Below are 25,815 nucleotides of genomic sequence, written 5' to 3' on the forward strand. Positions count from 1 at the left end.
ACTGTACCCCGAGTGCCAGTGCCGACTTCCCTGTTCACCGGTAGGCGGAGACCTCCTGCAGCAGCTCCGGGGCGCGCGCGTCGAGCCACCGCCCGCCTGCGCGCGCACCGATCCACAGCAGCGCGAGACCCTCCACGAGGCCGACGGCCAGCGCGAGCCAGCTCCACGTGTGGTCCCCGGAGATCAGGTAAACGACCAGCAGGGCGAGAGCGGGCAGGCCGAGCAGCACGATCACCCCCATGAGCACGAACTGCATCACCAGGTTCAGCAGGGTGAACCCCTGGGCGCTCTTCATGGGCGTGGACCCCGGGGGCGGTGTGGGATAGGTGTAGCGCGCAGAGACGACCGAGACCACTCCGGCACCCCCGAGCAGCAGGGTCGCGCACAGGCCCAGCATTGCTGGCACCGCGCCCCAGTCCCCCGCGCGCACGAGCCACACGACGAGCGCCACGGCCACCAGGGGCACGCTCACGACGAACAGCGCCATCACCCGCCCGAGCCGGTCCGCCAGCCCGGGGACCCCGGCCAGCACGTGCAGGCTGAACGCGGAGTTGTCGTAGGAGATGTCCGCGGAGATCGCGAAGGCCATCAGCAGGGCGATGCCCGCAGGCAGCAGCCAGACTACGAACCCGGACTGCGAGGTGAGGAACCACGCGACCGCGCACATCGCGGGGACCATCACCAGGGACGCGCTGTATCGGGGGTCCCGCATCCAGTAGAGCAGGCAGCGGACGGCCACCGCCCACGTGGGCGTCGCGGGCACACGGCCGAAGAGCCCGATGCCCTCCATGGCCTTCGTGCTGCCGCGGGCGGCTCCGGCTGCGGCGTCCCCCAGGGCACGGCGCAGGGCCACACGGGCAAGGACCGTGAGGGCGACGATCGACACCGCGGTGATGAGCAGGCGGGCCAGCGCCGCGCCCCAGTGGCCCAGGGCGACGTCGCCGGGCACGGCCCACACGGCCCCCAGCGGTGTCCATGCGAGCACCGCCGCCCACGTGGGGAGCAGGCCCCAGACCCGTTCCAGACCGGCACCCAGGGCGGTGATGATCGGGCCGGTCAGGACCGCGAGCGCGAGCGCCACGATCGAGACCGTCTCCGTGGTGCGCCGGCCACCAGCCAGGCGGAGGCTCACGGCGGAGACGCAGCGCGATCCCACGAACGCAAGCAGCAACCCGAGCAGCGCGCATGGAATGGACACGAGCACCGCCGGAAGAGAGCTCCGCCATGCCACCGCCCACCCGAGGCCCGCAACGAGCGTCAGCGCTCCGGGGATGCCGATCAGCGCACCCAGAACCTGTCCGACCAGCAGACCCGACGTGCTCAGCGGGAAGAGTCCCAGCCGGGCGGGGTCGAGCGTCGCGTCCGCCTTGGACGTGGCCACGGGCAGGATCCACCACCCGAGCAGCAGCGCCGTGCCCAGCAGCACCGACGCGGTGACCACCCACCGCAGCTCCTCCGCGCCCAGGAAGTAGAGAGAGATCATCAGCATCGCGAGCACGCCAAGGGCATAGAGCCCTCCGAGGATCGTCCCCACGAGCACCCACGTGCTGCGGGACAGCGTGTTGCGCAGCACCCGCCACTTCAGTGAGGCGAGCCGACGGGCCTCCTCTAGCACCCCGAGGTGCCGCACGGTGGCAGCTGCCCCGCCACCCGCCGGGTGCACGGAGCGGGGCACCGCGGCGTCGGCTTCCGCAGGTACCGTCGTGGCGGCATCGCGCGCGTCCGTACCGTGCGCCGTCGGGCTCCCGGTGCCGTCCCACGGGGCAGCACCGGGTTCCGCGCACGACGTCGTGCCGTCCCGGGGCTGCGCACGCCCCGATGTGGTGCGCGAAGGGTCGAGAGGGTACTGGTCGGGGTTCACTCGGGACGAAGCCACTGCAGCTCCTCCCCTGCGTCCGTGCGACCGCCCACGAGGGACACGAAGCGGTCCTCCAGCGAGAGACCGTCGCACACCTGCGCCGTGGTGCCCTGAGCGAGCACGCGCCCCTGGTCCATCACGGCCACGTGGTCGCACATGCGCTGAACGAGGTCCATGACGTGGCTCGAGACCACCACGGTCCCGCCCGCCTCCGTGTACTGGTACAGCAGGGAGCGGATGTTGGCGGCGGAGACGGGGTCCACGGACTCGAACGGCTCATCGAGCACGAGCAGGCTGGGCGCGTGGATCATGGCGGCGGCGAGCGCGATCTTCTTCGTCATGCCCGCTGAGTAGTCCTGCACCTGGCGTCCGGCGGCGTCCTGAAGGTCCATGGCCTTCACCAGGTCCTCCGTGCGCTGCTTGACGACCTCCCTGTCCATCCCGCGCAGCAGGCCCGAGTAGGCCACGAGCTGGCGGCCGGTCAGCCGGTCGAAGAGGTGCGCGCCGTCCGGCAGCACGCCCATGCGCTGCTTGGCGCGCACGGAGTCCCCCCACACGTCCACGAGTTCGTCACGGCTGCCGCCGCCCACCAGCACGGTGCCGGAGGATGGACGCAGCAGTCCGGTGGCCATGGACAGGGTGGTTGTCTTGCCCGCGCCGTTGCGACCCACGAGGCCGTAGAAGGAGCCGCGCGGGACGGTGAGGTCCACGTGGTCCGCGGCGGGGCGCTCCGCGTGGCCGTAGACCTTGGTGAGCGCCCGCACCACGAGCGCAGCCGCACCGGGGCGCGCAGCGGGGTCGTGGTCCTGCGGGCGGGGGACGTCCTGGTGGGTGCGCTCGGTCGTGGCGGCCCCTGGGCCGGGCTCGCGGCGCGGGGTCGTGGGTCCGTCTGTGGGGATGCTCATGCTCCCAGCCTAGGAACCGGCATCCCCGGTGTCACTGCTCCACACCGCGAACGGATCAGAACAGCGCGCGCATGAGCTGCGAACGGGCGGCGACCACCCGGGGGTCGTCTGCTCCCACAACGTCGAAGAGGTCCACCAGCCGCTGCCGGGCGGTGTCCTTCTCGTCGCCGGCCTTCGTGCGCACGAGGTTCAGCAGCCGCCGGAACGCGTCCTCCACGTGACCCCCGGAGAGGTCGAGGTCCGCGACGGCGAGCGCCGCCTGCAGGTCCTCCGGGTCGGACGCCGCGGCGTCGCGCACGGCCTTCGCGTTCATGGAGCTCACGCGCTGCAGCAGGTGGACCTGGGAGAGCGCGAGCTTGGCGTCGTGGTCCCCGGGGTTCTCGGCGAGTGCCCTGCGGTACGCGGCCTCGGCGCCGTCGAGGTCACCGGCTTCCAGCTTGTCCACCGCCTCCTGGTGCAGGGGCGGCAATGGTGCAGGCTCCCCGTTCCCAGCATCCGTGGGCTCCGCCGTGCCGGTGACACCGTTCTGCTCCGCGAGGCCCAGCAGCTCGCCGAGCAGCCCGCGCAGCTGCTCCTCGGGGACGGTCGAGGTCACGAGCGGCACCACGCGCCCGCCCAGCAGGGCGAGCACCGTGGGAACCGACTGGGCCTGGAATGCCTGCGCGATCTGCGGCTCGGCGGCCGTATCCACCGTGCCCAGCAGCAGCCTGCCGTCGAAACCGTCCACGACCTTCGCGACGAGGTCAACGAAGCTCTCCGACTCCGGGCTCTGCGCCGCGTGCAGCACCACGACCACCGGGTACTGCGTGGAAGCTTCCGCGTACTGCTGGAAGTTCCCGGTGTTCAGGGCCACCCGGTAGGAACCGCCCCTGGTGTTCGCAGCTGTCGACGCCGCCTGCGCCGCCTGGGGTGCCCCGCCGGCGGCCGCGCCGCCCGTAGCCGCGCCCAGGTCCACGGCACCGCGCACAGACGCGGGAACCTGCTGCTCTCCCTGCCCGGGCGCACCCTGCTGTCCACGGGCCGACGCACCGGCCTGACGTCCTGACGGTGAAGGGGGGAACTCGCTCATGGCTGACCTCCTCGGAAGCCGCGCCCTCGAGGAGCGCGGGTCGAAAATGTGCCCGCCGTGCCACACAGCACGCGGATGTCGTCATTTCCATTATGTGCACCGGGCGGCGGGGATGTCCCGACGGCGCCGCGATGTACGCTTCCGGCGTGAGCACAACCTCCGATCCACGACGCAGGCCGCCCGCGCGATTCCGGCCCTCCCGCCAGCGCTTCGAGGTGCCGCCGGAACCCGCCGGGGACCAGGATGGGCGCCGCGCCCCCTGGGATCGCCCGGGTGACGTGCGGGCGCACCCGGTCCAGACGGGCTTCATGCTCACGGTGGGCGTGGGCCTCGCGCTGCTCGTCTACTACGTGCTCACGAACGTGGGCGGGCTGGTCGGCTGGATCGTGACGGCCGCGTTCATCTGCCTGGGGCTCGACCCCCTGGTGCGGTGGCTCGAATCCAAAGGCCTTCCCCGCCCGCTCGCGGCGGGAATTGTGATCGTCGCCCTGGCGCTGCTGATCACCGGATTCATCCTGGGCGTAGTGCCCCGCATGGTCGAACAGGCGCAGCAGATTGCCGCGCGGGGCCCGGACTTCGTGAACGACTTCATGCAATCGGACCTCTTCCACACCCTGGACGCCCGCTTCGACATCGCCTCCTCCGTGCAGACCGCCGCGGACGGGCTGCAGAAGCGGATCACCACTGACGAGAACTTCCTGGGCGGCATCTTCGGCTCCGTGGTCAACGTGAGCGGGGTGGTGCTCAACGCGATCACCGGAACGCTGATCGTGATGGCCTTGAGCCTGTACTTCCTCTTCTCCCTGCCCACCATGAAAGCGTGGTGCTACCGGCTGGCCCCCGCGAGCCGCCGCGCCCGCGTGCAGCAGCTCGGCGAGCGGATGACCAACGGTGTGGGCAACTACGTCATGGGCCAGGCGTGCGTGGCGCTGATCAACGCAGCCGTGGCGTTCATCCTCATGAACGTGTGGGGAGTGCCCTACGCAACCCTTCTCGTGCTCTTCGTGGGACTGCTCGCGTTCATCCCGCTCGTGGGCGGCGTGCTCGCCGGCATTCTTGTCACGATCGCGGCCTCCCTCGGCGGGTGGGACACGGCCATCCCCTACGCCATCTGCTACTTCGCCTACCTCCAGCTCGAGGCCTACGTGGTCTCTCCGCGCATCATGGCCCGGGCTGTCGCGGTGCCGGGCGCGGTGGCCGTCATTGCCGTCGCCGCCGGGGGCGCGCTGTGGAGCGTGCTGGGTGCGCTCATCGCCATCCCCACCGCGGCCGCGGGGCTGCTGCTGGTCCGTGAGGTCTTCGTCCCGCGCCAGGACGCCCGGTGAGCGACGACGCCGCCGCAACCCACGCCTGCCGCTAGGCTGTCCTGGTGCGTTTAATGATTGCAGACTGCTCGGTGCGCTACGAGGGACGGTTGAACGCCTACCTTCCCCCGGCCCGCCGACTCATCATGCTCAAGGCCGACGGCTCGGTGCTCGTGCACTCCGACGGCGGCTCCTACAAGCCCCTGAACTGGATGAGCCCACCCGCGACGCTCCACGTCCGCGAACCCTCCGAGGAGCTTGCAGCGGAGGGAGTCACCGAGGTGTGGGAGGTCCGCGCGGGCAAGTCGGACGACCGCCTGCTCATCCACATCACCACCGTGCACAGCCAGCTCCACCACGAGCTCGGTGCGGACCCGGGGCTGGTCAAGGACGGAGTGGAGGCGGACCTGCAGAGGCTGCTCGCCGAGCAGATCACCCGCCTGGGTGAGGGCTTCTCCCTCGTGCGCCGGGAGTACCCCACCACCATCGGACCCGTGGACATCCTCGCGCGGGACGCCAACGGGGCCACCGTGGCGATCGAGCTGAAGCGCCGTGGCGACATCGACGGCGTGGAGCAGCTCACCCGCTACCTCGAGCTCCTCAACCGGGATCCCCTGCTGCGGCCCGTCCGCGGCGTCTACGCGGCCCAGCAGATCAAACCCCAGGCCCGCACCCTGGCCCGCGACCGCGGCATCGAGTGCCTCAGCCTGGACTACGACGAGATGCGCGGGGCCGTCGACACGCAGTCACGACTCTTCTGAGCCTCCCCGGCCGGCAGCACGCGCCGCTTCCCTCCTGGGCCGCAGTCGCTGCAACCGCTCCGGATGGCAGGTCGTGGTGTCCTGCGGAGCTCAGAGTGACCAGTGCGCTACCACTGAGATCTTGGCGACACATTCGCCGCGGCCACGCGGAACGATTGACCGTCCCGCAACAGTATGTGATGCTTGAGGTGTTCTCGCATCATGTTTGACATGCTCGCAGGAATGGTAGCGAGCGTGAAGTTCTGACTGGCGCTGTGGCACAACATATCGTGAGCCGCATCCACAGCCTTCTCGCGGTACCAGTTCAGGTGCACATCCATGTGCACGCACTATTACTCCAGAAGGAGATGCCCCATTATGGCTCAGGGCACCGTTAAGTGGTTCAACGCAGAAAAGGGCTTCGGCTTCATCACGCCGGACGACGCTGATGGCGACGTCTTCGTCCACTACAGCGAAATTCAGTCGGGCGGCTTCCGCACCCTCGAAGAGAACCAGCGCGTCGAGTTCGAGATCGGCCAGGGCCAGAAGGGCCCCCAGGCCACCGGTGTGACCCTCATCTGAGTCGCGTCCCCGGACGAAACCCCCGCCACCTCGAGAGGTGGCGGGGGTTTTCTCGTGCCCGGGGTGGGACGGGCACGGGATGCGGCGGCGGAACAGCCGACCGGGAACGGTCCCCCGCCGACAGCCCGGGCGCGGGTTCCGGAGGACCGGGACCCGCGCCCGGCTCAGCTCCAGCCGCGCGCGATCCGCCGCTGCACCCGGACACCCGCGTTGGCGAGGTGGTCCACGAAGTGCTCGTAGCCGCGGTCGATGTGCTCCACCCCGGAGACCTCCGTGACGCCCTGGGCGGCCATGCCCGCGATCACGAGGGCCGCGCCGGCGCGAATGTCCATGGCCTCCACGGGCGCGCCGGAGAGCTCGTGAGCCGGGACGCCGTCCACGCGGGCGTGGTGGCCGTCCAGCCGGACACGCGCCCCCAGCCGTTCGAGTTCGGCCGTGAAGCCCCAGCGAGCCTCGAACACGTTCTCCGTGATGATCCCGGAACCTTCCGCCACCGCGTTGAGGGCCACCACGAACGGCTGCAGGTCCGTGGGGAACCCGGGGTACGGAAGCGTGGAGACGTTGATGGCTCGTGGTCGTTCGGGGCCCTGCACCACGAACCGTCCCTCGCGCGTGTCGATCTCGCAGCCCGCGCATCGCAGCTTGTCGAGGACCACGGACAGGTGCTCGGGTTCCGCCCCCTGGATCTCCACTCTGCCACCCGTCACCGCAGCGGCGAAAGCCCAGGTGCCCGCGACGATGCGGTCCGCCACGGTGCGGTGCGTGACCGGAGACAGCCGGGGCACCCCGTGGATCGTCAATGTGGTGGTGCCGAGCCCCTCGATGCGGGCACCCATCTCCCGCAGCATCCGGCCGATGTCCACGATCTCCGGTTCACGCGCCACGTTCTCCAGCACGGTCACGCCCCGGGCCGTGGTCGCTGCCGTCATCAGGTTCTCCGTGGCACCCACGGACGGGTAGCCGAGACGGTACGTCGCTCCCCCGAGCCCGCCGTCCGCGCTGGCTCGCAGGAAGCCCCGCTCAATGCTCAGCTGGGCGCCCATGGCCTCCAGCCCGGCGCGGTGCATGTCGAGACCGCGCGTACCGATCGCATCTCCCCCGGGCAGGGCCACCTCCGCCCGGTGGCAGCGTGCCATCAGCGGCCCCAGCACGGAGATGGACGCGCGCATGGCCCGCACGAGGTCGTAGTCGGCCTGGTGCCCGAGCTCCTCGGGGACGTCGATGCTGACCTCGTGCTCAGCCGGCCGGTAGGACACGTCGCAGCCCAGGCGCCGCAGCAGCTCCGCCATGACGGTGACGTCGTGGATCTCGGGAACGTTGGTGATGGTGGAGCGTCCCACCGCCAGCAGCGTGGCCGCCATGAGCTTGAGCACGCTGTTCTTGGCGCCATACACCGGCAGTGCCCCGGCCACGGCAGACGGGCCCTGCACCTCGATCATTTCTTCCACGGTTCCTCCTGGTGGCCACGGCATTGTCTGGGGGAGTTGGGAACGGCGCCAGCCACGGTGACCGTGCGCGGCCGTGACGACACCGCGGAGACCTCACAACGTCGTCGACCCCCGCACCAGCAGGCACGAGGGTCGATGACGACGGGTCAGGCGATCCGGTCAGGCGGACCGGTTCTCCGACTCGAGGGAGACCTCGTCCGCGACGACCGTGACGCGGTTGTTGTCGACGGAGACGAAACCGGAGTCGATGGTGCCGCGCAGGCGGTCACCCTCCACGCGGTCTATCGCGAACTCCCCGGCGGTGAGCAGCCCAGCCATGGACTCGTGCCCGGGCATGATGCCGATCTCGCCCTCGGTGGTCCGCACCCGTACGAGTCGGGCGGTGCCGTTCCAGATCTTCCGATCCAGGGCGACGATTTCCACGATGAGTTCGGCCATCTCTACTTCTCGCCCGTCTCGGCCTTGATCTCGTCCCAGCGCCGCATGACGTCGTCCAGACCGCCCACGTTGTAGAAGGCCTGCTCCGGGACATTGTCCAGCTCCCCGTCACAGATCTTGCCAAAGGCCTCGATGGTCTCCTCGAGGGGAACCGTGGAGCCTTCCACACCGGTGAACTGCTTCGCTGTGTACGTGTTCTGGGAAAGGAACTGCTCGATGCGACGGGCGCGGGAGACCACGACCTTCTGCTCCTCGGAGAGCTCCTCGACGCCGAGGATCGCGATGATGTCCTGCAGTTCCTTGTTCTCCTGCAGGATCGACTTCACGCGGGTCGCCACGTCGTAGTGCTTCTGGCCCACGTACTGCGGGTCCAGGATGCGGGAGGTGGAGGACAGCGGATCGATCGCGGGGTACAGACCGCGCGAGGCGATCTCACGCGAGAGCTCCGTGGTGGCGTCCAGGTGCGCGAACGTGGTGGCCGGAGCCGGGTCCGTGTAGTCGTCCGCCGGCACGTAGATGGCCTGCATCGACGTGATGGAGTGACCGCGCGTGGAGGTGATGCGCTCCTGCAGGACACCCATCTCGTCCGCCAGCGTGGGCTGGTAGCCCACGGCGGAGGGGATGCGGCCCAGCAACGTGGAGACCTCGGAGCCCGCCTGCGTGAAGCGGAAGATGTTGTCGATGAACAGCAGCACGTCCTGGTTCATGACGTCGCGGAAGTATTCCGCCATCGTCAGACCGGTCAGTGCCACGCGCAGACGCGTTCCGGGCGGCTCGTCCATCTGGCCGAACACGAGGGCGGTGTCCTTGAGAACCCCGGCCTCCTCCATCTCGACCCACAGGTCGTTGCCCTCACGGGTGCGCTCGCCCACGCCGGCGAACACCGAGGTGCCGCCGAAGTTGCGGGCCACACGGGTGATCATCTCCTGGATGAGCACCGTCTTGCCCACGCCGGCACCGCCGAACAGACCGATCTTGCCACCCTTGATGTAGGGGGTCAGGAGATCGATGGACTTGATGCCGGTCTCCATCATCTCGGTGCTGCCCTCAAGCTCCGCGAAGGACGGCGCCTTGCGGTGGATGGGCCAGCGCTCCTGGACGTCCAGCTCGGAGGTGGCCAAGTCCAGGGAGTCGCCGAGCACGTTGAAGATGTGGCCCTTGACCACTTCGCCCACGGGCACGGAGATCGGGGCGCCGGTGTCCTGCACGGGCGTGCCGCGCACCAGGCCGTCGGTCTGCTGCAGGGAGATCGCGCGCACCACGTTGGAGCCGAGGTGCTGGGCGGTCTCGAAGGTGATCCGTCGCGGCTTGCCGTTGAAGTCGTAGTCAGCGGTCAGCGCGTTGTAGAGGTCCGGAACCTGGTTCTCGGGGAACTCGACGTCGACCACGGGTCCGATCACGCGGGCGATGCGGCCGGTGCCGCCCCCCGCGACCGGCTGGGTCGCCTGGTCGTTGATAGTGGCAGTCATTTCTCTCACTTCGTTTCGGCTGGCAATGGGCAGCGCGGGCCTAGAGGGCCTCGGCGCCACTGACGATTTCGGTCAACTCGGTCGTGATCTCCGCCTGGCGGGCGTTGTTCATCAGGCGCGTGTACTTCTTGATGAGCTCGGTGGCGTTGTCCCCCGCGGCCTTCATGGCGCGCTGGCGGGACGCGAGCTCGCTCGACGCCGCGTGGCACAGTGCCGAGTAGATGCGGGCCTTCACATACCTGGGAAGGATCTGGTTGAACAGCTCCTCCGGGTTCGGCTCGAACTCGAAGTTGCTGTGCGTGTCCTCCAGCGCCTCGTAGCGCTGGGAGACCTCATCGCCCAGGTCGTTCGCATCCACGACCTCCAGGGGCAGCAGGCGCAGCACCCGCGGCTCCTGGTTCACCATGGAGTTGAACTGCGTGTAGACGAGGAGGACCTCGTCCACGCCTGCATCCTCGTAGGGGGCGTTGATGTCGCTCATCAGACGCTCGGTAAGCTCCTCGGCGCGCTCGGTGCTCGCGCTGTCCGTGTTGCCCGTCCAGAAGTCGTCGTAGTCGCGGTGCCGGAAGTCGAAGTACGCCTTGGCCTTGCGGCCCACGAGGTACACGCGGGTCTCCTTGCCCTGCGAACGCAACAGTTCCAGCAGCTCCTCCGTGCGCTTGAGCACGTTGGAGGAGTAGGAACCCGCCAGCCCACGGTCCGACGTGAAGACCACGACGGCCGCCCGCCGGACCTCGTCCGGAACGGTGGTCAGGGGATGGGTGATGTTGTGCTGCGTGGCGATCTGGGAAACCGCGCGGGTCAGCGCGTTGGCGTACGGGTACGCACCTTCGAGGCTCTGCCGGGACTTGTTGATGCGCGAGGTCGCAATCATCTCCATCGCCTTGAAGATCTTCTTCATCGACGACGTGGATGCGATCTTCTGTCGGTAGACCCGAATCTGCGCTCCCATGAAATTTCCTTTCAGCACCGCGGTGGTGCGCCAAAGACCGGCGCACCACCGGAAGCGGCTACTTCTTGACGATCGTTTCCTGGTTCACAGCGGTGGCGCCGAGGCTGTCGTGCTCCTCCACGCCCGGCTCGATGCCGTGCTTGGAACCGTGGAAGTCACGCTTGACCTCGGCCACCGCGGTCTTCAGGGCCTCGATCGCGTCGCCCTCGAGCTTGCCGGTGGAGTTGATCGAGTCCATGACGTTGGTCGTGCGGCGCACCTGGTCCAGGAGCGCGTGCTCGAACTCGGACACGTTGGCGACCTCGACGTCGTCGAGCTGGCCCGTGGTACCGGCCCAGATCGAGACGACCTGGTCCGCCACGGGGTAGGGCGTGTACTGGGGCTGCTTGAGCAGCTCCATGAGACGCTCACCGCGGGTCAGCTGCTGGCGGGAGGCGGCGTCCAGGTCCGAGGCGAACATGGCGAACGCCTGCATGGAGCGGTAGGACGCCAACTCGAGCTTCAGCGTGCCGGAGACCTTCTTCATGGCCTTGACCTGAGCGGCGCCGCCCACGCGCGACACCGAGATGCCCACGTCCACGGCGGGACGCTGGTTGGCGTTGAACAGGTCCGACTGGAGGAAGATCTGGCCATCGGTGATGGAGATGACGTTGGTGGGGATGAACGCCGAGACGTCGTTCGCCTTGGTCTCGATGATGGGCAAACCGGTCATCGAGCCCGCGCCCAGCTCGTCCGAGAGCTTGGCGCAGCGCTCGAGCAGGCGAGAGTGCAGGTAGAACACGTCGCCGGGGTACGCCTCGCGTCCCGGCGGACGGCGCAGCAGCAGAGACACCGCACGGTAGGCCTCGGCCTGCTTGGAGAGGTCGTCGAAGACGATCAGCACGTGCTTGCCGTTGTACATCCAGTGCTGGCCAATGGCCGAGCCGGCGTAGGGAGCCAGGTACTTCAGACCCGCGGACTCCGAGGCCGGGGCCGCCACGATGGTCGTGTAGTCCAGGGCACCGTTGTCCTCCAGCGTCTGGCGCACAGCGGCGATGGTGGAGGCCTTCTGGCCGACCGCCACGTAGATGCAGCGGACCTGCTTCTCGACGTCTCCGGACTCCCAGTTGGAGCGCTGGTTCAGGATGGCGTCCACCGCGATGGCGGTCTTTCCGGTCTGGCGGTCGCCGATGATCAGCTGACGCTGGCCGCGACCGATCGGGATCATGGCGTCGATGGCCTTGATGCCGGTCTGCAGCGGCTCGTGCACGGACTTGCGCATGGTCACGCCGGGGGCCTGCAGCTCGAGTTCGCGGCGGCCGTCCGTGGCGACCGGCCCGAGGTCGTCGAGGGGCTCGCCGAGCGGATCCACGACGCGGCCGAGGTAGCCCTCGCCCACGGGCACGGAGAGCACCTCGCCGGTGCGGTGGACCTCCTGGCCCTCCTCGATGCCCTGGAAGTCGCCGAGGACCACGACGCCGATGTCGCGGGTGTCGAGGTTCAGGGCCAGGCCCAGCACCCCGTTCTCGAACTTGAGCAACTCGTTGGCCATGACGGAGGGAAGGCCCTCCACATGGGCGATGCCGTCTGCCGCGGACGACACGCGTCCTACTTCTACTCGTTCCACGTTGCCGGGATCGTAGGACGCGGCGAAATCGTTCAGCGCGCTACGGATCTCGTCGGCATTGATGGTCACATCGGCCATCTGCTGTCCCTGCTCTCTACGTCGTGTGATCATCGCGTGAGCAATGACCAGGCTTGTTCTTGTCGCGATGCGTTGCCCCATCGCCGTGCAGCCGCGTGGGCCGCCCGTGGAGGCAACGCGACGAGATGCCGGCATCGACCGACTCCCCGCGATCCTCGCTCCACGAGAGGATCAGGCCGCGATCCGCTGCTGCAGCTGATCCAGCCGGTGGGTGACCGAGCCGTCGATGATCTCCTCGCCCACCTGCACGCGCAGACCCCCCACCAGCGACGGAGAGGTCTCCGTGGTCAGTTTGAGATCCCGTCCGTACAGGCGGTTCAGCGCGTCCCGCAGCTTCGCCAGCTGGTCCTCGCGCAGCGGCCGAGCCGTCTGCACGCGGGCGATCCAACGATGCTGCCGGTCCGCGACCCACTGGGCGAAGTGCTCGAGCAGCCGCCCGGGCAGCGAGCCGCGCGGTTCGCTGACCGCGCGTTCCACGAGCAGTGCGGCCTCCTCGGACCCCGGCGCCATAAGACGTCGGGCAAGGGTCACCTTGGCCTCGGCACTCGCACGCGCGTCCGAGAACGCGCGCTGCAGCTCGGCGGAGCGCTCCAGCATGGACTTGAACCCGATGAGTTCGTCCACGAGCGCCTCGAGAGCGTCGACACCGCCACGGTTCTCGGCGGCCGCGGCTGCGAGCTGCACGGCCGTCCGCTCGATCCCGTCCCCCAGCTGGCGCTCGGTGGCGCTTCGCTGGGAGGCGAGTTCCGCGACGATGTCCACGGCGACGTCGTTGGCCCGGCCGTCGAACAGCGTGTGCACGAGGCGGGCACGGTCCTCTGCGGAGCGCGAGGGGTCCGTGAGTGCCCGGCGCAGTGGGCCGTTGGCGTCCACGATGTCCAGGATCTCGAAGAGCTGCTTCGTGATCCCGGTGCTCGCGGCCCCGGCCCAGCGGTCCACGTCCACTGTGAGGGGTCGGTAGGGTTCGTTCGATGCTTCTGCCATTACCGTGCAGCTCCCGTACGGCCTTGCTCGGCGTCCAAGTCAGCCAGGAAGCGATCGACCACGCGGTTGGCGCGGTCGTCGTCGTTCAAGGACTCCCCGACGATCTTGGACGCGAGCTGCGTTGCCAGAGTGCCGACCTCGTCCCGCAGGGACACCACGGCCGCCGCACGCTCGGCCTCGATGGCCTTGTGGGCGTTCTCGGTGATCCGCGCGGATTCCAGGTTGGCGCGATCCTTGAAGTCCGCCAGGATCTTCTCGCCCTCTGAGCGAGCTTCCTCACGGATCTTCTGGGCCTCGAGCCGGGCACTTTCGAGCTGCTGGTTGTACTCGTCGCGTGCTGCCTTGGCCTCGGCCTGAGCGGCCTTCGCCTTGGCAAGTCCACCCTCGATGGCGTCCGCCCGGTCCTTGTAGACCTTCTCGAACGCCGGGACGATGAACTTGAACGCGATGAAGAGCAGAATCACGAACCCGATGAAGGTGATCAGCATTTCCCAGCCGTCGGGGAAGAGAGGACTCTTCGCCTCCTCGGCTGCCAACACCAGTGCGTTCATGAGCGCGATTCCTGTTCTCTAGTTAGGGCGTGTTCTGAGGGGCGCCTCAGAGCAACGCCAGGACGAAGCCCAGAATGGCGAGGGCCTCGACCACGGCGAAGCCCATAAACAGCATCGGCTGGATCACGCGCTGGGACTCGGGCTGGCGAGCGACGGACTGCATGTAGGCAGCGAAGATGAGCCCCACACCGATACCACCGCCGATGGCAGCAAGACCGTAGCCAATGACGCTAAGCGAACCTTCCATTGTGGATGTTTCCTTTCTGGGTGCCCGCAGGAGCGAGCGGTGGTGCCGTTACGAGAACCGTGAACGGACGATGGTCAGATGAGCGGCCCGGAGGCGGCGCTCCTTCGTGGGGCTAGTGCCCCTCCTGCAGTGCGCCCTGTACGTACACGGCGAACAGCAGGGTGAAGATGTAGGCCTGCAGGATCTGGATCAGAACCTCCAGGAAGTAGATGAACAGTCCCAGCACGAGGCCGAAGGCCGAGCCGGCGATGCCGAGCACGCCGCCCACCTCGGTGGCGAGGTACGCCATGAACGCAGCTGCGACCATGATGGCCATGTGACCCGCGAACATCGTGGCGAACACACGCAGCGCGTGCGTCACCGGACGGATGATCATGTTCGAGAGGAACTCGAGCGGGATCAGGATCACGTAGAGGACTTTGGGCACGTCCGGCGGCATGGTCATCTTGACCATGAAGTGGCCGAGACCGTGACGTTTGATGCCGACACCGACCCACACGACGTAGGCAATGGCGGCCAGCACGTAGGCGGAACCCGGGTGCGACAGCGTGGGAAGCTGGAGCAGGGGGATCGACCCGAAGAGATTGTTGACCAGGATGAAGAAGAAGAAGCTGAACAGCAGCGGCACGTAGGGCCGGAAGTCCTTCTCCCCGATGATGTCCCGACCCAGGTGGTTGCGAACTAGGCCGTAGCCCATCTCGCCCACGTACTGGCCCTTGGAGGGCACCATGGCCCGGCGGCGAATCACAAACATGAAGAAGCCGGCGATCAGAACCACCGACAGAAGGATCAGCAGAGACTGCTTGCCGAAGGCGAGGGACCCGAGTTCGAAGAACGGGGGAAGATGGGCGTCTTCCGTGGAAGGGGCCACGAATTCGGCCGGAATCCTCAGGGCGGGGTTCAATACGGGTCCTTTCTGCGGTATCCAGACCGGTCATGCTCCGGGCCGGTGGCCCGGTTCAGATGACTTCCTTGTCTCCGACGTGGTCTTCTGCGGGGGTTGGCTGCGGTTCAAGGCGTCCCTCATGTGGAGGTAGCCGAGGTACACCCCGGCGGACGCGCCGAAGACGGCACCCGCGATCACAATCCACCGTGTTCCCAGCAGGTGATCCAGGAACCAGCCTACCAAACTCCATAACACCGCACCGACCACTATGTAGAGCAACACGGCGAGTCCTCCGCCGAGACCGCCCTCCTCGACCAGCTCCCCCGCAGTCTGCAGGGTCTCCCCACGCGCGGCGTCTCGGTAGCGGTGGGACGCCTTGCGGAGCCGGTCGGCAGCAGACCCGTCAGTGTCCGGGTCGGTGGGTCCCGGAGAGCCGGGCTGGTCCGGTGTCGCGGTCATGGCGTCTCGCTCTCGTGGTGGTGAGATCCGACGGTGGCGTCCCTGTTCCCTGGGAGGCCCCCCAGGGGCCGGTTCGCGCCGCCAGCAGCGTCTGGCAGCGCGAGCTCGGAGCGGGGCGTCATTCCGGCGGTGACGCGCCGCACGAGCAGCGCGAAGACAGCAGTCGAGAGCACGAGGCAGGCCAGCGCCGTCACGGCGAAGGCCCGCGAGGCCAACCATCCGGGGGCGCCCACCACGAGCAGCACCCATCCCAGGACAAGTACCTTGAGCAGGTAGAGGGCCGCGAGCGCAGGGGCCGTGGCTGCGGGGGCCACCCGGTACATCTGCGCCGCAACAAGCACCGTGGCACTCGAGCTGAGGGCCACCAGGCCCGCGCCGAGCACGACGGAGCGCAGCGTGTCGGAGGTTCCCAGGCCGGCCACCAGCACGAGGAGCGCCCCGAGGCCGAGGCAGGCCAAGGAGCTGCGGCGCACGCCCGGGCCGTAGGACTGCGGGATCGTTGACGCGGCTGGCGGGGCAACGGAGGATGCCGTGTCGGTGGCGGCACGAGGGATGTCCTCCCCGGCGCGCCCGGTCTCTGGGCGAGTCGTCACGATGCGGCCCCGCCCCTCACCCTTTGGAGCCGCGAGAACAGCTGCGGGGAGCCGAGGTACACCACGATGACGAGCACCACGGCGAGGCCTGCGATCGCCGAGCCCGTGCCGTCCGCCCGCAGCCCGTACAACGAGATCAGACTGACCAGCACCGTGGCCGCCGTGACCACCAGCGAGGACTGGACGTGGGACAGTCCCACGTCCGTGAGGCGCTGGTAGACGTGCTGACGGTGCGGCTTGTACCAGACCTCGCCGCGACGAATGCGCAGCACCAGCGTCACGGCCGTGTCCGCGAGGTAGACGAGGAGCGGGGGCAGCAGGTATTCCACGTACACACCCGAGAGGAAGGCGGCGATCGCGATGGCCGCGATGGCGCCACCGAGGACGTAGGACCCGACGTCGCCCAGGAAGACCGTGCCGCGTCCCAGGTTCCAGGGCAGGAACCCGAGGAACGCTCCGGCCAGGGCAAGACCGGCGCAGACCATCCAGGGCATCCCGTTGGCCGCACCCGCCCACGCGTAGAGCAGCCCCACGGCCCCGCCGTGCAGACCTGAGATCCCGTTGATGCCGTCCATGAAGTTGGCGATGTTGATGTACGCGACGGTCGCGACGACGCCCACGGGCCACCACCACGCGGGCACGCCCAGGGTGACGATCAACGCCGCCGTGCCGACGGCGCCCACGAGAGCCTGTGCGCCGAGGCGCATGCCGATGGAGACGCCGTGGTAGTCCTCCGCCCAGCCCAGGGCCGCCGGGGCCAGGGTCATCGCGAGCACCACCACGGCCACCGAGCGGTCCACCGGAATCAGGCCGGTCAGCAGGCAGGTCCCGTAGGTGAGCACGAGCGAGACAGCCACAGCGAGCCCCATGCCGCGCAGCACGGGTTTCGAGTGTGAGGAGCGGTCCGAAGGGATGTCGACGACCCCCCAGCGGGTCAGCCACGGCTTCACCGTGAAGGGAAGCACCGCAGAGAGCACGAAGGCCAGGAGCAGCGTCCAAGGCGCCAGCCCCAGAAGCATCGACAACGCGTCCCCGCCCGTCACCGCGCCGGGCTCGGCCATGGCCGGCAGCTGCGCGGCACGCGGCACGGTGGCAGCGCCCGGCGACGACGCGGTCAACGCCAGCACTGCTGGCGCGGGGGCGAGGAGGCCCGTGAGCACGGCGCTCATGCCCGGTGCCCCTCGTTGTCTCGGACGCTCAACCCCGGGGTGTGCGGATCAGCGGGTGGCTGCGGGACCCGGCCCGCGCCGTCGCCGGCATGGCCGCCCTTGCCATCAGGGCTCGCCGAGGAAGCCCCGACGGCGCCGCCTGTTGCACCACGCGGCGTGTCCGCCGAGGAGTGCCCGCTCTCGCGCCCGTCCTCTTGGGAGGACACGCACCGCGCCGCGCGGGGCACCGAGAAGCTCGTGATCCTGGGCTGAGTGCTCACCACAACCTGGGGGATGGATCCCGTGAACACCATGCCGCCGCGGACCTTCCACACGTGCCGGTCCAGGTTCGCGGGGTCGAGACGTTCAGCCTTGGCATGGGAGATCTTGGGGTGGAAGGGACGCTCGTCTGTCTCCCCCGTGCCGATCAGGTCCTCATGCAGCTTCTCCCCGTGGCGCAGCCCGGTGATCTCGATGGCGATGTCCTCCCGCCCGGACATGGCCCGCAGCCGCTGGGCGATGTCCATGATCCGCACGGGCTCGCCCATGTCCAGGATCAGCACCTCTCCCCCGCGGGCGATCGCTCCGGCCTGGATCACGAGCTGGCAGGCCTCAGGAATGGTCATGAAGTAGCGCGTGGCGTCCGGGTGGGTGACGGTGATCGGCCCACCCTGCCGAATCTGCTCCGCGAACAGGGGAAGCATGGAGCCGCGGGAGCCGAAGACGTTGCCGAATCGCACGGACGCGTAGCGCCTGCCGGTCTGCTCTCCCATCCAGGCCGTGAGCTTCTCGGCGACCCGCTTGGAGTGGCCCAGCGCGGTGGTGGGGTTTGCCGCCTTGTCCGTGGAGACGTTCACGAAGACGTCCACGTCCACCGACGCCGCCGCCTCCAGCACGTTCAGGGAGCCCATCACGTTGGTCTTCCACGCCTCGTCCGGATACTGCTCCAGCAGGGAGACGTGCTTCAGCGCGGCCGCGTGGAACACCACCTGTGGCCTGCGCTCCTGGAACACCCGGGTCAGGGCGTCCCCGTCCCGGATGTCGCACAGCACGGTGTCCTTGCCGTCCAGAAGCCCGCGGCCGGTGATGGAGATCTGGGTGGCCTGCAATCCGGTCTCGTCCCGGTCCACCATGATCAGCTCAGCAGGCTCGAAGCCCACCAGCTGACGGCACAGCTCGGAGCCGATGGACCCGCCCGCGCCGGTGACAAGTACCCGCTTGCCGGTGATGTAGCCGGCGATGGCGTCCACATGGATGTCCACGGGCCGACGGCCGATCAGGTCCTCCATGGAGATGTCGCGCAGGTCCATGCCCTGGTTCCCACCGGCGAGCATCTCGCTCAGCGGGGGCACGGTCATCACGCGTGTGCCGGTGCCTTCCACGGTCTCCGACACGCGCTGCATCGTGCGGGGATCCGCGTCCGCCAGCGCAACGATCAGCACACCGGAGCGAGTGTGCTCCAGCACGGATGCGGCGTCGTGCAGCGTGCCCATGACAGGAACGGAGGAGATGCGCAGGTGCTTCTTGGCCGGGTCGTCGTCGAGCAGGGCCACCGGCAGGAAGCCCGATGCGGGGTCCTGCATCATGCGGTGCACCAGGAACGTGCCCAGGGCGCCTGCTCCGAAGATCACCACGTGCTGGGCCTCGTCCCCGGGTTTGGCGGTGGACTCCTGGTACATCCGCTTCAGGTAGCGCAACGCGGCCATCAGCAGGCACGCGAAGGGGAAGGCGATGAAACCGAGCGACCGCGGCACCCGCAGCGTGACGCCGAAGACGAGCAGCACACCCTCGAGCAGCGCCGTCACGATGACCGTGACGACCACGAGCAGCTTGGCCTCCTCGAAGCTGCCGAACGAGTACCGGCCCTTGTAGAGGGCGAATGAGAACCCCAAGAGCAGCTGCAGGGCCACCGCCACCACGCACGCGGTCACCACACCGCCCACGGAGACGAGCTCGACGTCGAGCTCGAAGCGCAGCAGGACGGCCACCCACAGCGCCACGATCCACGCGGCGGAATCCAGGATCATCTGGATCCACAGCCACGCGACGGGCTTCTCGCCTCGGGTGGTGGGTCTCGGGGGGTTGGGCATGGGGGCGTAGTCCTTTCGGGCGCGCGGATCAGCCGCTGCGGTGACCCACCATGAGCCGGTAGGCCGCTTCTCGCACTCGGACGGGCACGAACCGGTAGCCGCCGCGCACCATGACGTTCGTTGCCCATTGTAGGAACCCCACGTGGCCAAGCGCCCGCAACCGGGCCTGGAGCGCGAGTTCCGCCCTGAGCACGCTGTACCCGCCGCGGCGTTCGTAGGAGCCGGCGGAGACCCGGTACCCCACGAGCGGCTCGGCCACATTGCGCACGTCCGCGCCCGCGTGGAGCATGCGTGCCCACAGCCAGTAGTCCTCCGCCATCGGCGCGTCCTCGTAGCCGCCCACGCGCTCCACGCTACTGCGGCGCAGCACCACGGTGGGGTGCGAGATGGGGTTGCGGCGCCTGCTCACCGCCATGATGCGCCGCGCCCCCACGGGCGCCGCACGCAGGGCCAGGGGCGTGCCCTCGTCGTCGCCGATCTCGTGCATCGACGCCCCCACGAGGTCCGCGCCGGCCTCGATCAACGGAAGCTGCAGCTCGAAGCGGCGAGGGTAGGCGACGTCGTCCGCGTCCGCGCGCGCAACGACGTCGTACGAGCAGCTGGGCAGGGCCGTGCGCAGTGCGTGGGCGAGCCCATGGTTCTCGGGGATGCGTACGAGGCGCACGGGAACCGGGCACCCGCGCTCGAGACGCTCGAGCTCGGCGTGGAGCTCAGGCGGCACAGGGCCGTCCTGGACGACCACGACTTCGGCGGGGGGCCTGGTCTGCTCCACCGTGTTGGACTCGACCGCCCGGCGCAGGCGCTCGGGTGTGTCCCCCGCGTACACGGGCAGCAGCAGGGAGAAGCGCGCGGGCAGCTCGGACGGGGTCAGCGGCTCAGCGAGGGCCACCGAAACCACGTCCGCGTATGCCGTTGCCGTAGAGCCGCACCCACGTGCGCAGGCCTTCGAGGTCCCGGTTCTTGAGATAGTGCGCCGGGTAGCCGATCACGTCCGCGCCCAGCTGCACGAACCGCTTGTAGCGCCACGAGACGTAGCCGCGGTTGCGGAAGAAGTGGCGCTGCTTGAACTCGCCCGGGGGGATCAGCACCTGGAGCCTTCCGGGGATCACCACGTGCTCCTCGTCCCAGCCCGGCGGGTGGGAGACGGCGGCGGTGGTCACGGTGCCGAACGGCAGCCCGCTCTTGCGCAGGCGCACCAGGAAGTCCACCTCGTCCCCGCGCAGGAACAGCTTCAGGTCCGGCAGGCCCACACGGAAGAAGACGGACTCATCCATGAGGGCCCCGTTGAAGAAGTTGGCGTAGGAGTCGATGAAACCCAGCGGAACGAGGTCCTCGCGCCGGTGCGTGATCCCGCCGTCGAGGCGGAACGGGAAGGAGAGGAGTTCGTGGTTTTGCGGTGCCACGATCAGGGGCGAGACCACGGCGAGACCGCGCTCACGGGCGGCCGTGCGCAGCACGCGCAGGCAGTCGGGGTCCTCCGGGTGGGCATCGTCGTCCATGAGCCAGACCTGCTCCGCTCCGCTGGCCAGGGCCGTGAGGATGGCCAGGGAGAAGCCGCCGGCGCCCCCCAGGTTCGCCACGGAGCGGCGGTAGTGCAGCTCGAAAGCCCCCCCGATCTGCTCGCGCAGGGCGGCCTCGTCCAGTGCGGTGCGTCCAGCGTCCACGAGGCACAGGCTCGCCACGGGATCGGTCTGTGAGCGCAGCCCGTCGATCAGCACCGCCACATCCCGCGGCCTGTCCTGCGTGACGCAGGCAACACTCACGATGGGGTTCGTGGGGGCCACGGCCCTCGGGTAGGTTTCCGTCATGACGCCCCCGGCGATCTGGTCGTGTGGTAGTCCAAGCTGCTCCGTCGCGCTCCCCTCCGCCGCGGGCGGACGCGCTGCGGGCCGGAGCCCGGCGAATTCCCGGAGTCTATCAACGCTCACCATGGTGCCCGCTCAACGTCACCCGGACGCCCGCTGCGGGTGCGCGCCGGGCCCCGTCCTCTTCCGGCGCTACCGTACGATGGGAGGACCATCACGGGAGGAGATACACAGTGACGGCTCACAGCTGGCGCGTCCTCGGAGCAACGGGCTTCATCGGTTCCGCCATCACCACGGCCCTCCGGGCGCGTGACATCCCGGTCACCCCGGTGGCCACACCCCGCCTGGCCTCTCCGGCGACCACCGTCCACCACGTGATTGAGCACGCGCACCGGCTGGAGTCCGTGATCGACTACCTGGCCGAGTCCTTCGCGGGCGCCGACACCGTCGTCAATGCCGCGGGCCTCGCCGCACCGGACCAGACCCACCAGCAGTCGCTGACCGGCGCCAACGCCCTGCTCCCGGTGCTCGTGGCGCTCGCGGCGCACCGCACCGGTGTGCGCCGGGTGATCCACATGAGCTCCGCATCGGTGCAGGCGGACGCACCGGTGCTCGACGAGTCCATCCGCACGGCGCCGTTCTCCCCCTACTCGTTCTCGAAGGCCCTCGGCGAGTCCGCGCTGTACCGGCTGCACTCGCAGTGGAGCGAGGAGCCGAGCGCCCCGGAGCTCACCGTGATCCGGGCGACCTCCGTGATGGGCACGGCCCGTCGGACGACTCGCATGCTGGCCCGCTTCGCTTCCTCTCCGCTGAGCTCGGTGGCCGGCGACGGAACCGCACCCACGCCCGTGACCTCGGTGACGGCGCTCGCGCAGTTCACCGCGTCCGTGGGCGAGTTCCGGGGCGAGCTTCCGCCGGTGATCCTGCAGCCCTGGGAGGGCGCAACCACCGGTTCCGTGCTGCGCGACGCCGGCCGGCGCCACCCCCTGAACCTCCCGCCGCTGCTGTGCCGCGCAGTGATCGCGTGCGCACGCTTCGGCTCCGACGCGGTGGGACACCGCTACGCGGGTCTCATCCGCCGCCTCGAGGTCACCTGGTTCGGCCAGCGGCAGGTCCCCGGGTGGGCCCACGAGCACGGCGTGATTCCGCAGCCCCACGTCCAGGAGATCCTGCGAGAAGCGCACCTCGCACTCGGACGCTGACCCCTTCCAACAACGAGCCCGCCCCCTCGCGGCGCAGCAGCACTGCACGGGGGCGAGTTCTTGTGTGAGGTCAGGGGATCACTCCCCCACGAGACGTTCGGCGTCCTCTATGCTCAGGGCGCTCGTGCCGTCCCACCGGGGTTCGTGACGCACACGGCGGTCCCTGCCCTGGTCGACGGCGCTCTCCGCTGTGGGCGCGCCGTCCTGCACCATGGCGTTGATGAGCTCCTCGTCCGAGACATCGGAGGCATCCCGGGTGGTGGGGGTCCGCGGCACTTCGTGCGCCGCGGAGGACTGCGCCGCGACGTCGCCGTCGTCCGCGGCGTCGGCAGAACCGGTCGTCCCGGCCGCGGACGTCACGTCCGTCGTCTCTGCCGTGCCATGCGAGGCCGACGACGACGCCGCACCCGCGGCGGTCTGCGCCGACGCGCCGGTCTCCGTTGCCACTGCCGCTGTACCGTCCTCGGCGGGCGACGCGGCCAACGGGACCGTCGCGCCGACGGTTCCGGCAGCTGGTTCGGCCGACGTGGTGGCTGCAGCGGCGGCTACGCCCTCCGCGGGGGTGCCTGTCGCGGCGTCCTGGCCAGGCTCCATGGCGCCGCCGTGGACCGCAGGAACGACCTCACGCAGCCGCTCGAGCGTGATGGCACCGTGGCGCAGCACCACGGGCGTCTCCCCCGTGCAGTCCACGATGGTCGAGGCCACGTCCCGTGCGCCCGCGGCGGTGGACACAACCGGGCGGGGGCCGTCGTCGAGGTAGAACGGAACCCGGTCCTGAAGCATCGCCTGGGCGCTCTGCGCGGTCAGTGCGGCGGGCATGCCCGTGCGGTTCGCTGAGCTCACGGCCATGGGACCCACCCGCTCGAGCACCGCTCGCGACACGCGGTCGTCCGGGACGCGCAGCGCCACCGTGCCGTGGGTCTCCCCCAGGTCCCAGCCGAGCGTGGGCTGCGCCCAGCACACGATGGTCAGCGCACCCGGCCAGAAGGCCTCCGCGAGCGCGCGGGCGTCCGCCGAGACCTGGTCCGCGAGGGCGTCCATGACCTCGGGCCGGGCGATGAGCACGGGCGGGGGCATCTCCCGCGTTCTGCCTTTGGCGCCCAGCAGGGCCTGCACCCCGGCGGCGGAGAAGGCGTCGCAGCCGATGCCGTAGACCGTGTCGGTGGGCAACACGATGCACTCGCCGCCGCCCACGACCTCCGCGGCAGCCGCCACGGCCTCGTCCAGCTGCTGCTGGTCCCCACAGGGCCTGATCTCACTCACGGGCTTCTCCTCCGCTCACGTACTTCGTCTGATTCCCCGGAGCATGACGCCGTCGAGGCTTCTGTTGTCCGGGATTCGTCGTCACGGGTGCAGTGCTCCCACCCAGGGCGTAGGCCCGCCCTGCCTGCAACCGTCGGTCGTGGCTCAGGAGCGTTCTCCCGGCAGGACAGCGGTGGTCGCGCGGGGCCGGCCCACGAGATCGTGGTGCAGCCTTACATCCGTGAAACCCCGCCCAACCAGTGCCTCGGCCACGGCAGCCACCTGCGACTCCGCATGCTCCACGATGAAGCTTCCACCGGGGCGAAGCAGGCGCAAAGCCGTGTCCATCGCCGCGCACGGCAGACGCATCCCGGTCTCGTCGCCGCCGTAGAGCGCGGTGGGCGGGTCGTAATCCCGCACCTCCGGGTCCTCTGGGATCTCCCCGTCGGGCACGTACGGCGGGTTGGTCACGACCACGCAGAAGCTGCCCGCCGTTACGAGCGTGAGATCCCGGTAGTCGCACTCGAGCAGACGGACCGGGGAGCCCGCGAGGTTCTGGCGCGTCCACCGCAGGGCCTCTGGCTCCCGTTCGACCGCGCTCACACGGCACGCCGGATCCTCGGTGGCCACAGCCAGGGCGATCGCCCCGCTGCCCGTCCCGAGATCGACGACGGCGGGGTGCAGCTCCCCGTGCTCGCGCCACAGCCGTGCCTCGTCCAGGCTCAGCTGCACGAGCAGCTCGGTCTCCGGCCGTGGCACGAAGACCCCCGGCCCCACGGCGAGCTCGAGCTGTCGGAAGGGCGCTCGGCCGGTGATGTGCTGGAGGGGTTCCCGCCGGGCACGGCGCGCCACGAGGCCCCGGTAGCCAGGAGGCTCGGGCGCGCCCAGGATGGCCTTCGCCTCGGTCTCCCCGCGGCCCAGGCCCAGGACGTGGGAGGCGAGCAGGACGGCATCGGCGTCCGGGGAGGGGACGCCCGCGGCCGCGAGCTCGCGCCGGCCCCACCCGATCGCCTGGGCGAGAGTCGTGGTCACGGCTCAGCTCTTCCGGCCCGAGGGCCCCTGCCCAGCGGAGTCCTGGCTCAGCTGCTCCAGCCGGTGGCGTTCGTCGAGCTCGACCGCGGACGTGATGACGGGCTCCAGGGCACCGTCCAGCACGTGGTCCAGGTTGTAGGCCTTGTAGCCCGTGCGGTGATCCGCGATGCGGTTCTCGGGGAAGTTGTAGGTGCGGATGCGCTCGGAGCGGTCCACCGTGCGCACCTGCGACTTGCGGGCCGCCGCGTTCTCCGCGTCGATCTGCTCCTGCTGGTGCGCGAGCAGGCGCGCCCGCAGCACGCGCATTGCCGCCTCACGGTTCTGCAGCTGGGACTTCTCGTTCTGCATGGAGACCACGATGCCCGTGGGGACGTGCGTGATCCGCACGGCCGAGTCCGTGGTGTTCACGGACTGCCCGCCGGGACCCGAGGAGCGGTAGACGTCGATCTTGAGGTCGTTCTGGCTGATGTCGATCTCGTCCGGCTCGTCCACCTCCGGGAACACGAGCACCCCGGCGGCCGAGGTGTGCACGCGCCCCTGGGACTCCGTCACGGGAACCCGCTGCACGCGGTGCACCCCTCCCTCGTACTTGAACCGTGCCCAGGCGCCCTCGGACGGGTCCGGGGAGTTTCCCTTCACCGCCAGCTGGACGTCCTTGTAGCCGCCCAGTTCCGTGGGGGTCGAGGAGAGGATCTCCGTCTTCAGCCCCGACTGCTCCGCGAAGCGCATGTACATGCGCAGCAGGTCCCCGGCGAAGAGCGCGGACTCGTCCCCCCCCTCCCCCGCCTTCACCTCGAGGATCACGTTGCGGCCGTCGTCCGGGTCCCTGGGCACCAGCTTGCGGCGCAGCACTTCACGGGCCTCGCCGAGCTGCTCCTCGAGGGGCTTGACCTCCGCGGCGAACTCGGGATCCATGCTCCCGAGTTCGCGCGCGGCCTCCAAGTCCTCGGACAGCCGCTCGACCCTGCGGTGCGCCTCCACGATCGCGTTGAGCTCGGAGTACCGCCGACCCAGTTTCCTGGCCCTGCCCGCATCCGCGTGGACGGCGGGGTCCGCCAGTTCGTGCTGCAGCTGGGCGTGCTCATCCAGCAGCGGCTGCACGGGATCGGACATGGGGTGTTCTCCTT

The 25,815-nt window shown here is 69.4% G+C and carries 25 protein-coding genes; 4 read left to right on the forward strand and 21 right to left on the reverse strand.

Translation table 11 applies throughout. The annotated features are described in order from the left end of the window. Positions 1–34 precede the first annotated feature (34 nt). The 3 genes from FS770_RS01440 to FS770_RS01450 are packed head-to-tail and all read right to left on the reverse strand — an operon-like array spanning position 35 to position 3,832. A complete protein-coding gene (locus FS770_RS01440; RefSeq protein WP_244944680.1) occupies positions 35–1,876 on the reverse strand; it encodes a hypothetical protein in 1,842 nt (613 codons plus the stop codon). Continuing rightward, positions 1,858–2,763, reverse strand: coding sequence for an ABC transporter ATP-binding protein (locus tag FS770_RS01445; protein ID WP_144942486.1), 906 nt, complete (start codon positions 2,761–2,763; stop codon positions 1,858–1,860). The genes FS770_RS01440 and FS770_RS01445 overlap by 19 nt, the downstream gene beginning before the upstream one ends. A gap of 55 nt (positions 2,764–2,818) precedes the next feature. Beyond that, the gene (locus tag FS770_RS01450) at positions 2,819–3,832 is read right to left on the reverse strand and encodes a tetratricopeptide repeat protein (RefSeq protein ID WP_144942485.1); all 1,014 of its coding nucleotides are present in this window, start codon (positions 3,830–3,832) and stop codon (positions 2,819–2,821) included. A gap of 146 nt (positions 3,833–3,978) precedes the next feature. On the opposite strand from FS770_RS01450, the gene FS770_RS01455 reads away from it, so the two are divergent. The 3 genes from FS770_RS01455 to FS770_RS01465 all read left to right on the forward strand — a co-directional run bounded on the left by FS770_RS01455 (position 3,979) and on the right by FS770_RS01465 (position 6,458). Beyond that, entirely contained in the window at positions 3,979–5,157 is a 1,179-nt protein-coding gene (locus tag FS770_RS01455) for an AI-2E family transporter (protein ID WP_244944681.1), read from the forward strand. 44 nt (positions 5,158–5,201) lie between these two features. Further along, a complete protein-coding gene (gene nucS / locus FS770_RS01460; RefSeq protein ID WP_144942483.1) occupies positions 5,202–5,897 on the forward strand; it encodes an endonuclease NucS in 696 nt (231 codons plus the stop codon). A gap of 357 nt (positions 5,898–6,254) precedes the next feature. Beyond that, the gene (locus tag FS770_RS01465) at positions 6,255–6,458 is read left to right on the forward strand and encodes a cold-shock protein (RefSeq protein ID WP_144942482.1); all 204 of its coding nucleotides are present in this window, start codon (positions 6,255–6,257) and stop codon (positions 6,456–6,458) included. A gap of 164 nt (positions 6,459–6,622) precedes the next feature. Here FS770_RS01465 and murA read toward each other — a convergent pair whose 3' ends face one another. The 15 genes from murA to FS770_RS01540 form a co-directional block, all read right to left on the reverse strand. Continuing rightward, the gene (gene murA / locus FS770_RS01470; RefSeq protein WP_144942481.1) at positions 6,623–7,906 is read right to left on the reverse strand and encodes a UDP-N-acetylglucosamine 1-carboxyvinyltransferase; all 1,284 of its coding nucleotides are present in this window, start codon (positions 7,904–7,906) and stop codon (positions 6,623–6,625) included. A gap of 159 nt (positions 7,907–8,065) precedes the next feature. After that, entirely contained in the window at positions 8,066–8,344 is a 279-nt protein-coding gene (locus FS770_RS01475; RefSeq protein ID WP_144942480.1) for a F0F1 ATP synthase subunit epsilon, read from the reverse strand. A 2-nt stretch (positions 8,345–8,346) separates the two neighbouring features. Next, the gene (atpD, locus tag FS770_RS01480) at positions 8,347–9,813 is read right to left on the reverse strand and encodes a F0F1 ATP synthase subunit beta (protein WP_144942479.1); all 1,467 of its coding nucleotides are present in this window, start codon (positions 9,811–9,813) and stop codon (positions 8,347–8,349) included. A gap of 40 nt (positions 9,814–9,853) precedes the next feature. After that, entirely contained in the window at positions 9,854–10,765 is a 912-nt protein-coding gene (locus tag FS770_RS01485; RefSeq protein WP_144942478.1) for a F0F1 ATP synthase subunit gamma, read from the reverse strand. A 58-nt stretch (positions 10,766–10,823) separates the two neighbouring features. Then, positions 10,824–12,449, reverse strand: coding sequence for a F0F1 ATP synthase subunit alpha (gene atpA / locus FS770_RS01490; RefSeq protein ID WP_144942477.1), 1,626 nt, complete (start codon positions 12,447–12,449; stop codon positions 10,824–10,826). A 171-nt stretch (positions 12,450–12,620) separates the two neighbouring features. Further along, positions 12,621–13,433, reverse strand: a complete 813-nt coding sequence (locus FS770_RS01495) for a F0F1 ATP synthase subunit delta (protein ID WP_144942476.1) — start codon at positions 13,431–13,433, stop codon at positions 12,621–12,623. Then, on the reverse strand, positions 13,433–13,984 hold the full coding sequence (locus tag FS770_RS01500) for a F0F1 ATP synthase subunit B (RefSeq protein WP_055084922.1): 552 nt from the start codon (positions 13,982–13,984) through the stop codon (positions 13,433–13,435). Before FS770_RS01500 ends, FS770_RS01495 begins: the two co-directional genes overlap by 1 nt. Before the next feature lie 46 nt (positions 13,985–14,030). Further along, positions 14,031–14,231, reverse strand: a complete 201-nt coding sequence (atpE, locus tag FS770_RS01505; RefSeq protein WP_035964663.1) for an ATP synthase F0 subunit C — start codon at positions 14,229–14,231, stop codon at positions 14,031–14,033. Positions 14,232–14,343: 112 nt separating this feature from the next. Continuing rightward, positions 14,344–15,135 (reverse strand): F0F1 ATP synthase subunit A, encoded by a 792-nt coding sequence (gene atpB, locus FS770_RS01510; RefSeq protein WP_058954379.1) that lies wholly within the window; start codon positions 15,133–15,135, stop codon positions 14,344–14,346. Positions 15,136–15,165: 30 nt separating this feature from the next. Then, positions 15,166–15,576: an AtpZ/AtpI family protein gene (locus FS770_RS01515; protein ID WP_244944682.1), complete on the reverse strand. Its 411-nt coding sequence runs from the start codon at positions 15,574–15,576 to the stop codon at positions 15,166–15,168. Further along, positions 15,573–16,169, reverse strand: coding sequence for a hypothetical protein (locus FS770_RS01520; RefSeq protein ID WP_144942475.1), 597 nt, complete (start codon positions 16,167–16,169; stop codon positions 15,573–15,575). The genes FS770_RS01515 and FS770_RS01520 overlap by 4 nt, the downstream gene beginning before the upstream one ends. Next, on the reverse strand, positions 16,166–17,338 hold the full coding sequence (locus FS770_RS01525) for an MraY family glycosyltransferase (protein WP_313960150.1): 1,173 nt from the start codon (positions 17,336–17,338) through the stop codon (positions 16,166–16,168). Before FS770_RS01525 ends, FS770_RS01520 begins: the two co-directional genes overlap by 4 nt. Beyond that, the gene (locus FS770_RS01530) at positions 17,335–19,407 is read right to left on the reverse strand and encodes a polysaccharide biosynthesis protein (RefSeq protein WP_244944683.1); all 2,073 of its coding nucleotides are present in this window, start codon (positions 19,405–19,407) and stop codon (positions 17,335–17,337) included. The genes FS770_RS01525 and FS770_RS01530 overlap by 4 nt, the downstream gene beginning before the upstream one ends. A 28-nt stretch (positions 19,408–19,435) precedes the next feature. Further along, entirely contained in the window at positions 19,436–20,296 is an 861-nt protein-coding gene (locus tag FS770_RS01535; protein WP_144942474.1) for a glycosyltransferase, read from the reverse strand. Then, positions 20,283–21,215 (reverse strand): glycosyltransferase family protein, encoded by a 933-nt coding sequence (locus FS770_RS01540; RefSeq protein WP_144942473.1) that lies wholly within the window; start codon positions 21,213–21,215, stop codon positions 20,283–20,285. The genes FS770_RS01535 and FS770_RS01540 overlap by 14 nt, the downstream gene beginning before the upstream one ends. 230 nt (positions 21,216–21,445) lie before the next feature. On the opposite strand from FS770_RS01540, the gene FS770_RS01545 reads away from it, so the two are divergent. Continuing rightward, positions 21,446–22,414: an NAD-dependent epimerase/dehydratase family protein gene (locus FS770_RS01545; RefSeq protein ID WP_144942472.1), complete on the forward strand. Its 969-nt coding sequence runs from the start codon at positions 21,446–21,448 to the stop codon at positions 22,412–22,414. Positions 22,415–22,492: 78 nt separating this feature from the next. On the opposite strand, the gene FS770_RS01550 is transcribed toward FS770_RS01545, so the two are convergent. The 3 genes from FS770_RS01550 to prfA all read right to left on the reverse strand — a co-directional run bounded on the left by FS770_RS01550 (position 22,493) and on the right by prfA (position 25,801). Continuing rightward, positions 22,493–23,677 (reverse strand): L-threonylcarbamoyladenylate synthase, encoded by a 1,185-nt coding sequence (locus FS770_RS01550; RefSeq protein WP_144942471.1) that lies wholly within the window; start codon positions 23,675–23,677, stop codon positions 22,493–22,495. Between the two features lie 144 nt (positions 23,678–23,821). Further along, on the reverse strand, positions 23,822–24,688 hold the full coding sequence (prmC, locus tag FS770_RS01555; RefSeq protein WP_144942470.1) for a peptide chain release factor N(5)-glutamine methyltransferase: 867 nt from the start codon (positions 24,686–24,688) through the stop codon (positions 23,822–23,824). Positions 24,689–24,691: 3 nt separating this feature from the next. Further along, a complete protein-coding gene (gene prfA / locus FS770_RS01560; protein WP_144942469.1) occupies positions 24,692–25,801 on the reverse strand; it encodes a peptide chain release factor 1 in 1,110 nt (369 codons plus the stop codon). Between the last annotated feature and the right edge of the window lie 14 nt (positions 25,802–25,815).

Source organism: Kocuria salsicia, from assembly GCF_007681555.1.
Taxonomy (GTDB): domain Bacteria; phylum Actinomycetota; class Actinomycetes; order Actinomycetales; family Micrococcaceae; genus Kocuria; species Kocuria salsicia.

Bases quoted from the DNA above. Each gene is read 5' to 3' on its own strand.
- FS770_RS01485 (WP_144942478.1), bottom strand. From the start codon at position 10,765: ATGGGAGCGCAGATTCGGGTCTACCGACAGAAGATCGCATCCACGTCG.
- atpE (WP_035964663.1), bottom strand. From the start codon at position 14,231: ATGGAAGGTTCGCTTAGCGTCATTGGCTACGGTCTTGCTGCCATCGGC.
- FS770_RS01465 (WP_144942482.1), top strand. From the start codon at position 6,255: ATGGCTCAGGGCACCGTTAAGTGGTTCAACGCAGAAAAGGGCTTCGGC.
- FS770_RS01515 (WP_244944682.1), bottom strand. From the start codon at position 15,576: ATGACCGCGACACCGGACCAGCCCGGCTCTCCGGGACCCACCGACCCG.
- FS770_RS01530 (WP_244944683.1), bottom strand. From the start codon at position 19,407: ATGCCCAACCCCCCGAGACCCACCACCCGAGGCGAGAAGCCCGTCGCG.
- atpD (WP_144942479.1), bottom strand. From the start codon at position 9,813: ATGACTGCCACTATCAACGACCAGGCGACCCAGCCGGTCGCGGGGGGC.
- FS770_RS01495 (WP_144942476.1), bottom strand. From the start codon at position 13,433: ATGGCAGAAGCATCGAACGAACCCTACCGACCCCTCACAGTGGACGTG.
- prfA (WP_144942469.1), bottom strand. From the start codon at position 25,801: ATGTCCGATCCCGTGCAGCCGCTGCTGGATGAGCACGCCCAGCTGCAG.
- FS770_RS01525 (WP_313960150.1), bottom strand. From the start codon at position 17,338: ATGAGCGCCGTGCTCACGGGCCTCCTCGCCCCCGCGCCAGCAGTGCTG.
- FS770_RS01445 (WP_144942486.1), bottom strand. From the start codon at position 2,763: ATGAGCATCCCCACAGACGGACCCACGACCCCGCGCCGCGAGCCCGGC.
- FS770_RS01500 (WP_055084922.1), bottom strand. From the start codon at position 13,984: ATGAACGCACTGGTGTTGGCAGCCGAGGAGGCGAAGAGTCCTCTCTTC.
- FS770_RS01450 (WP_144942485.1), bottom strand. From the start codon at position 3,832: ATGAGCGAGTTCCCCCCTTCACCGTCAGGACGTCAGGCCGGTGCGTCG.
- atpA (WP_144942477.1), bottom strand. From the start codon at position 12,449: ATGGCCGATGTGACCATCAATGCCGACGAGATCCGTAGCGCGCTGAAC.
- FS770_RS01475 (WP_144942480.1), bottom strand. From the start codon at position 8,344: ATGGCCGAACTCATCGTGGAAATCGTCGCCCTGGATCGGAAGATCTGG.
- FS770_RS01540 (WP_144942473.1), bottom strand. From the start codon at position 21,215: ATGACGGAAACCTACCCGAGGGCCGTGGCCCCCACGAACCCCATCGTG.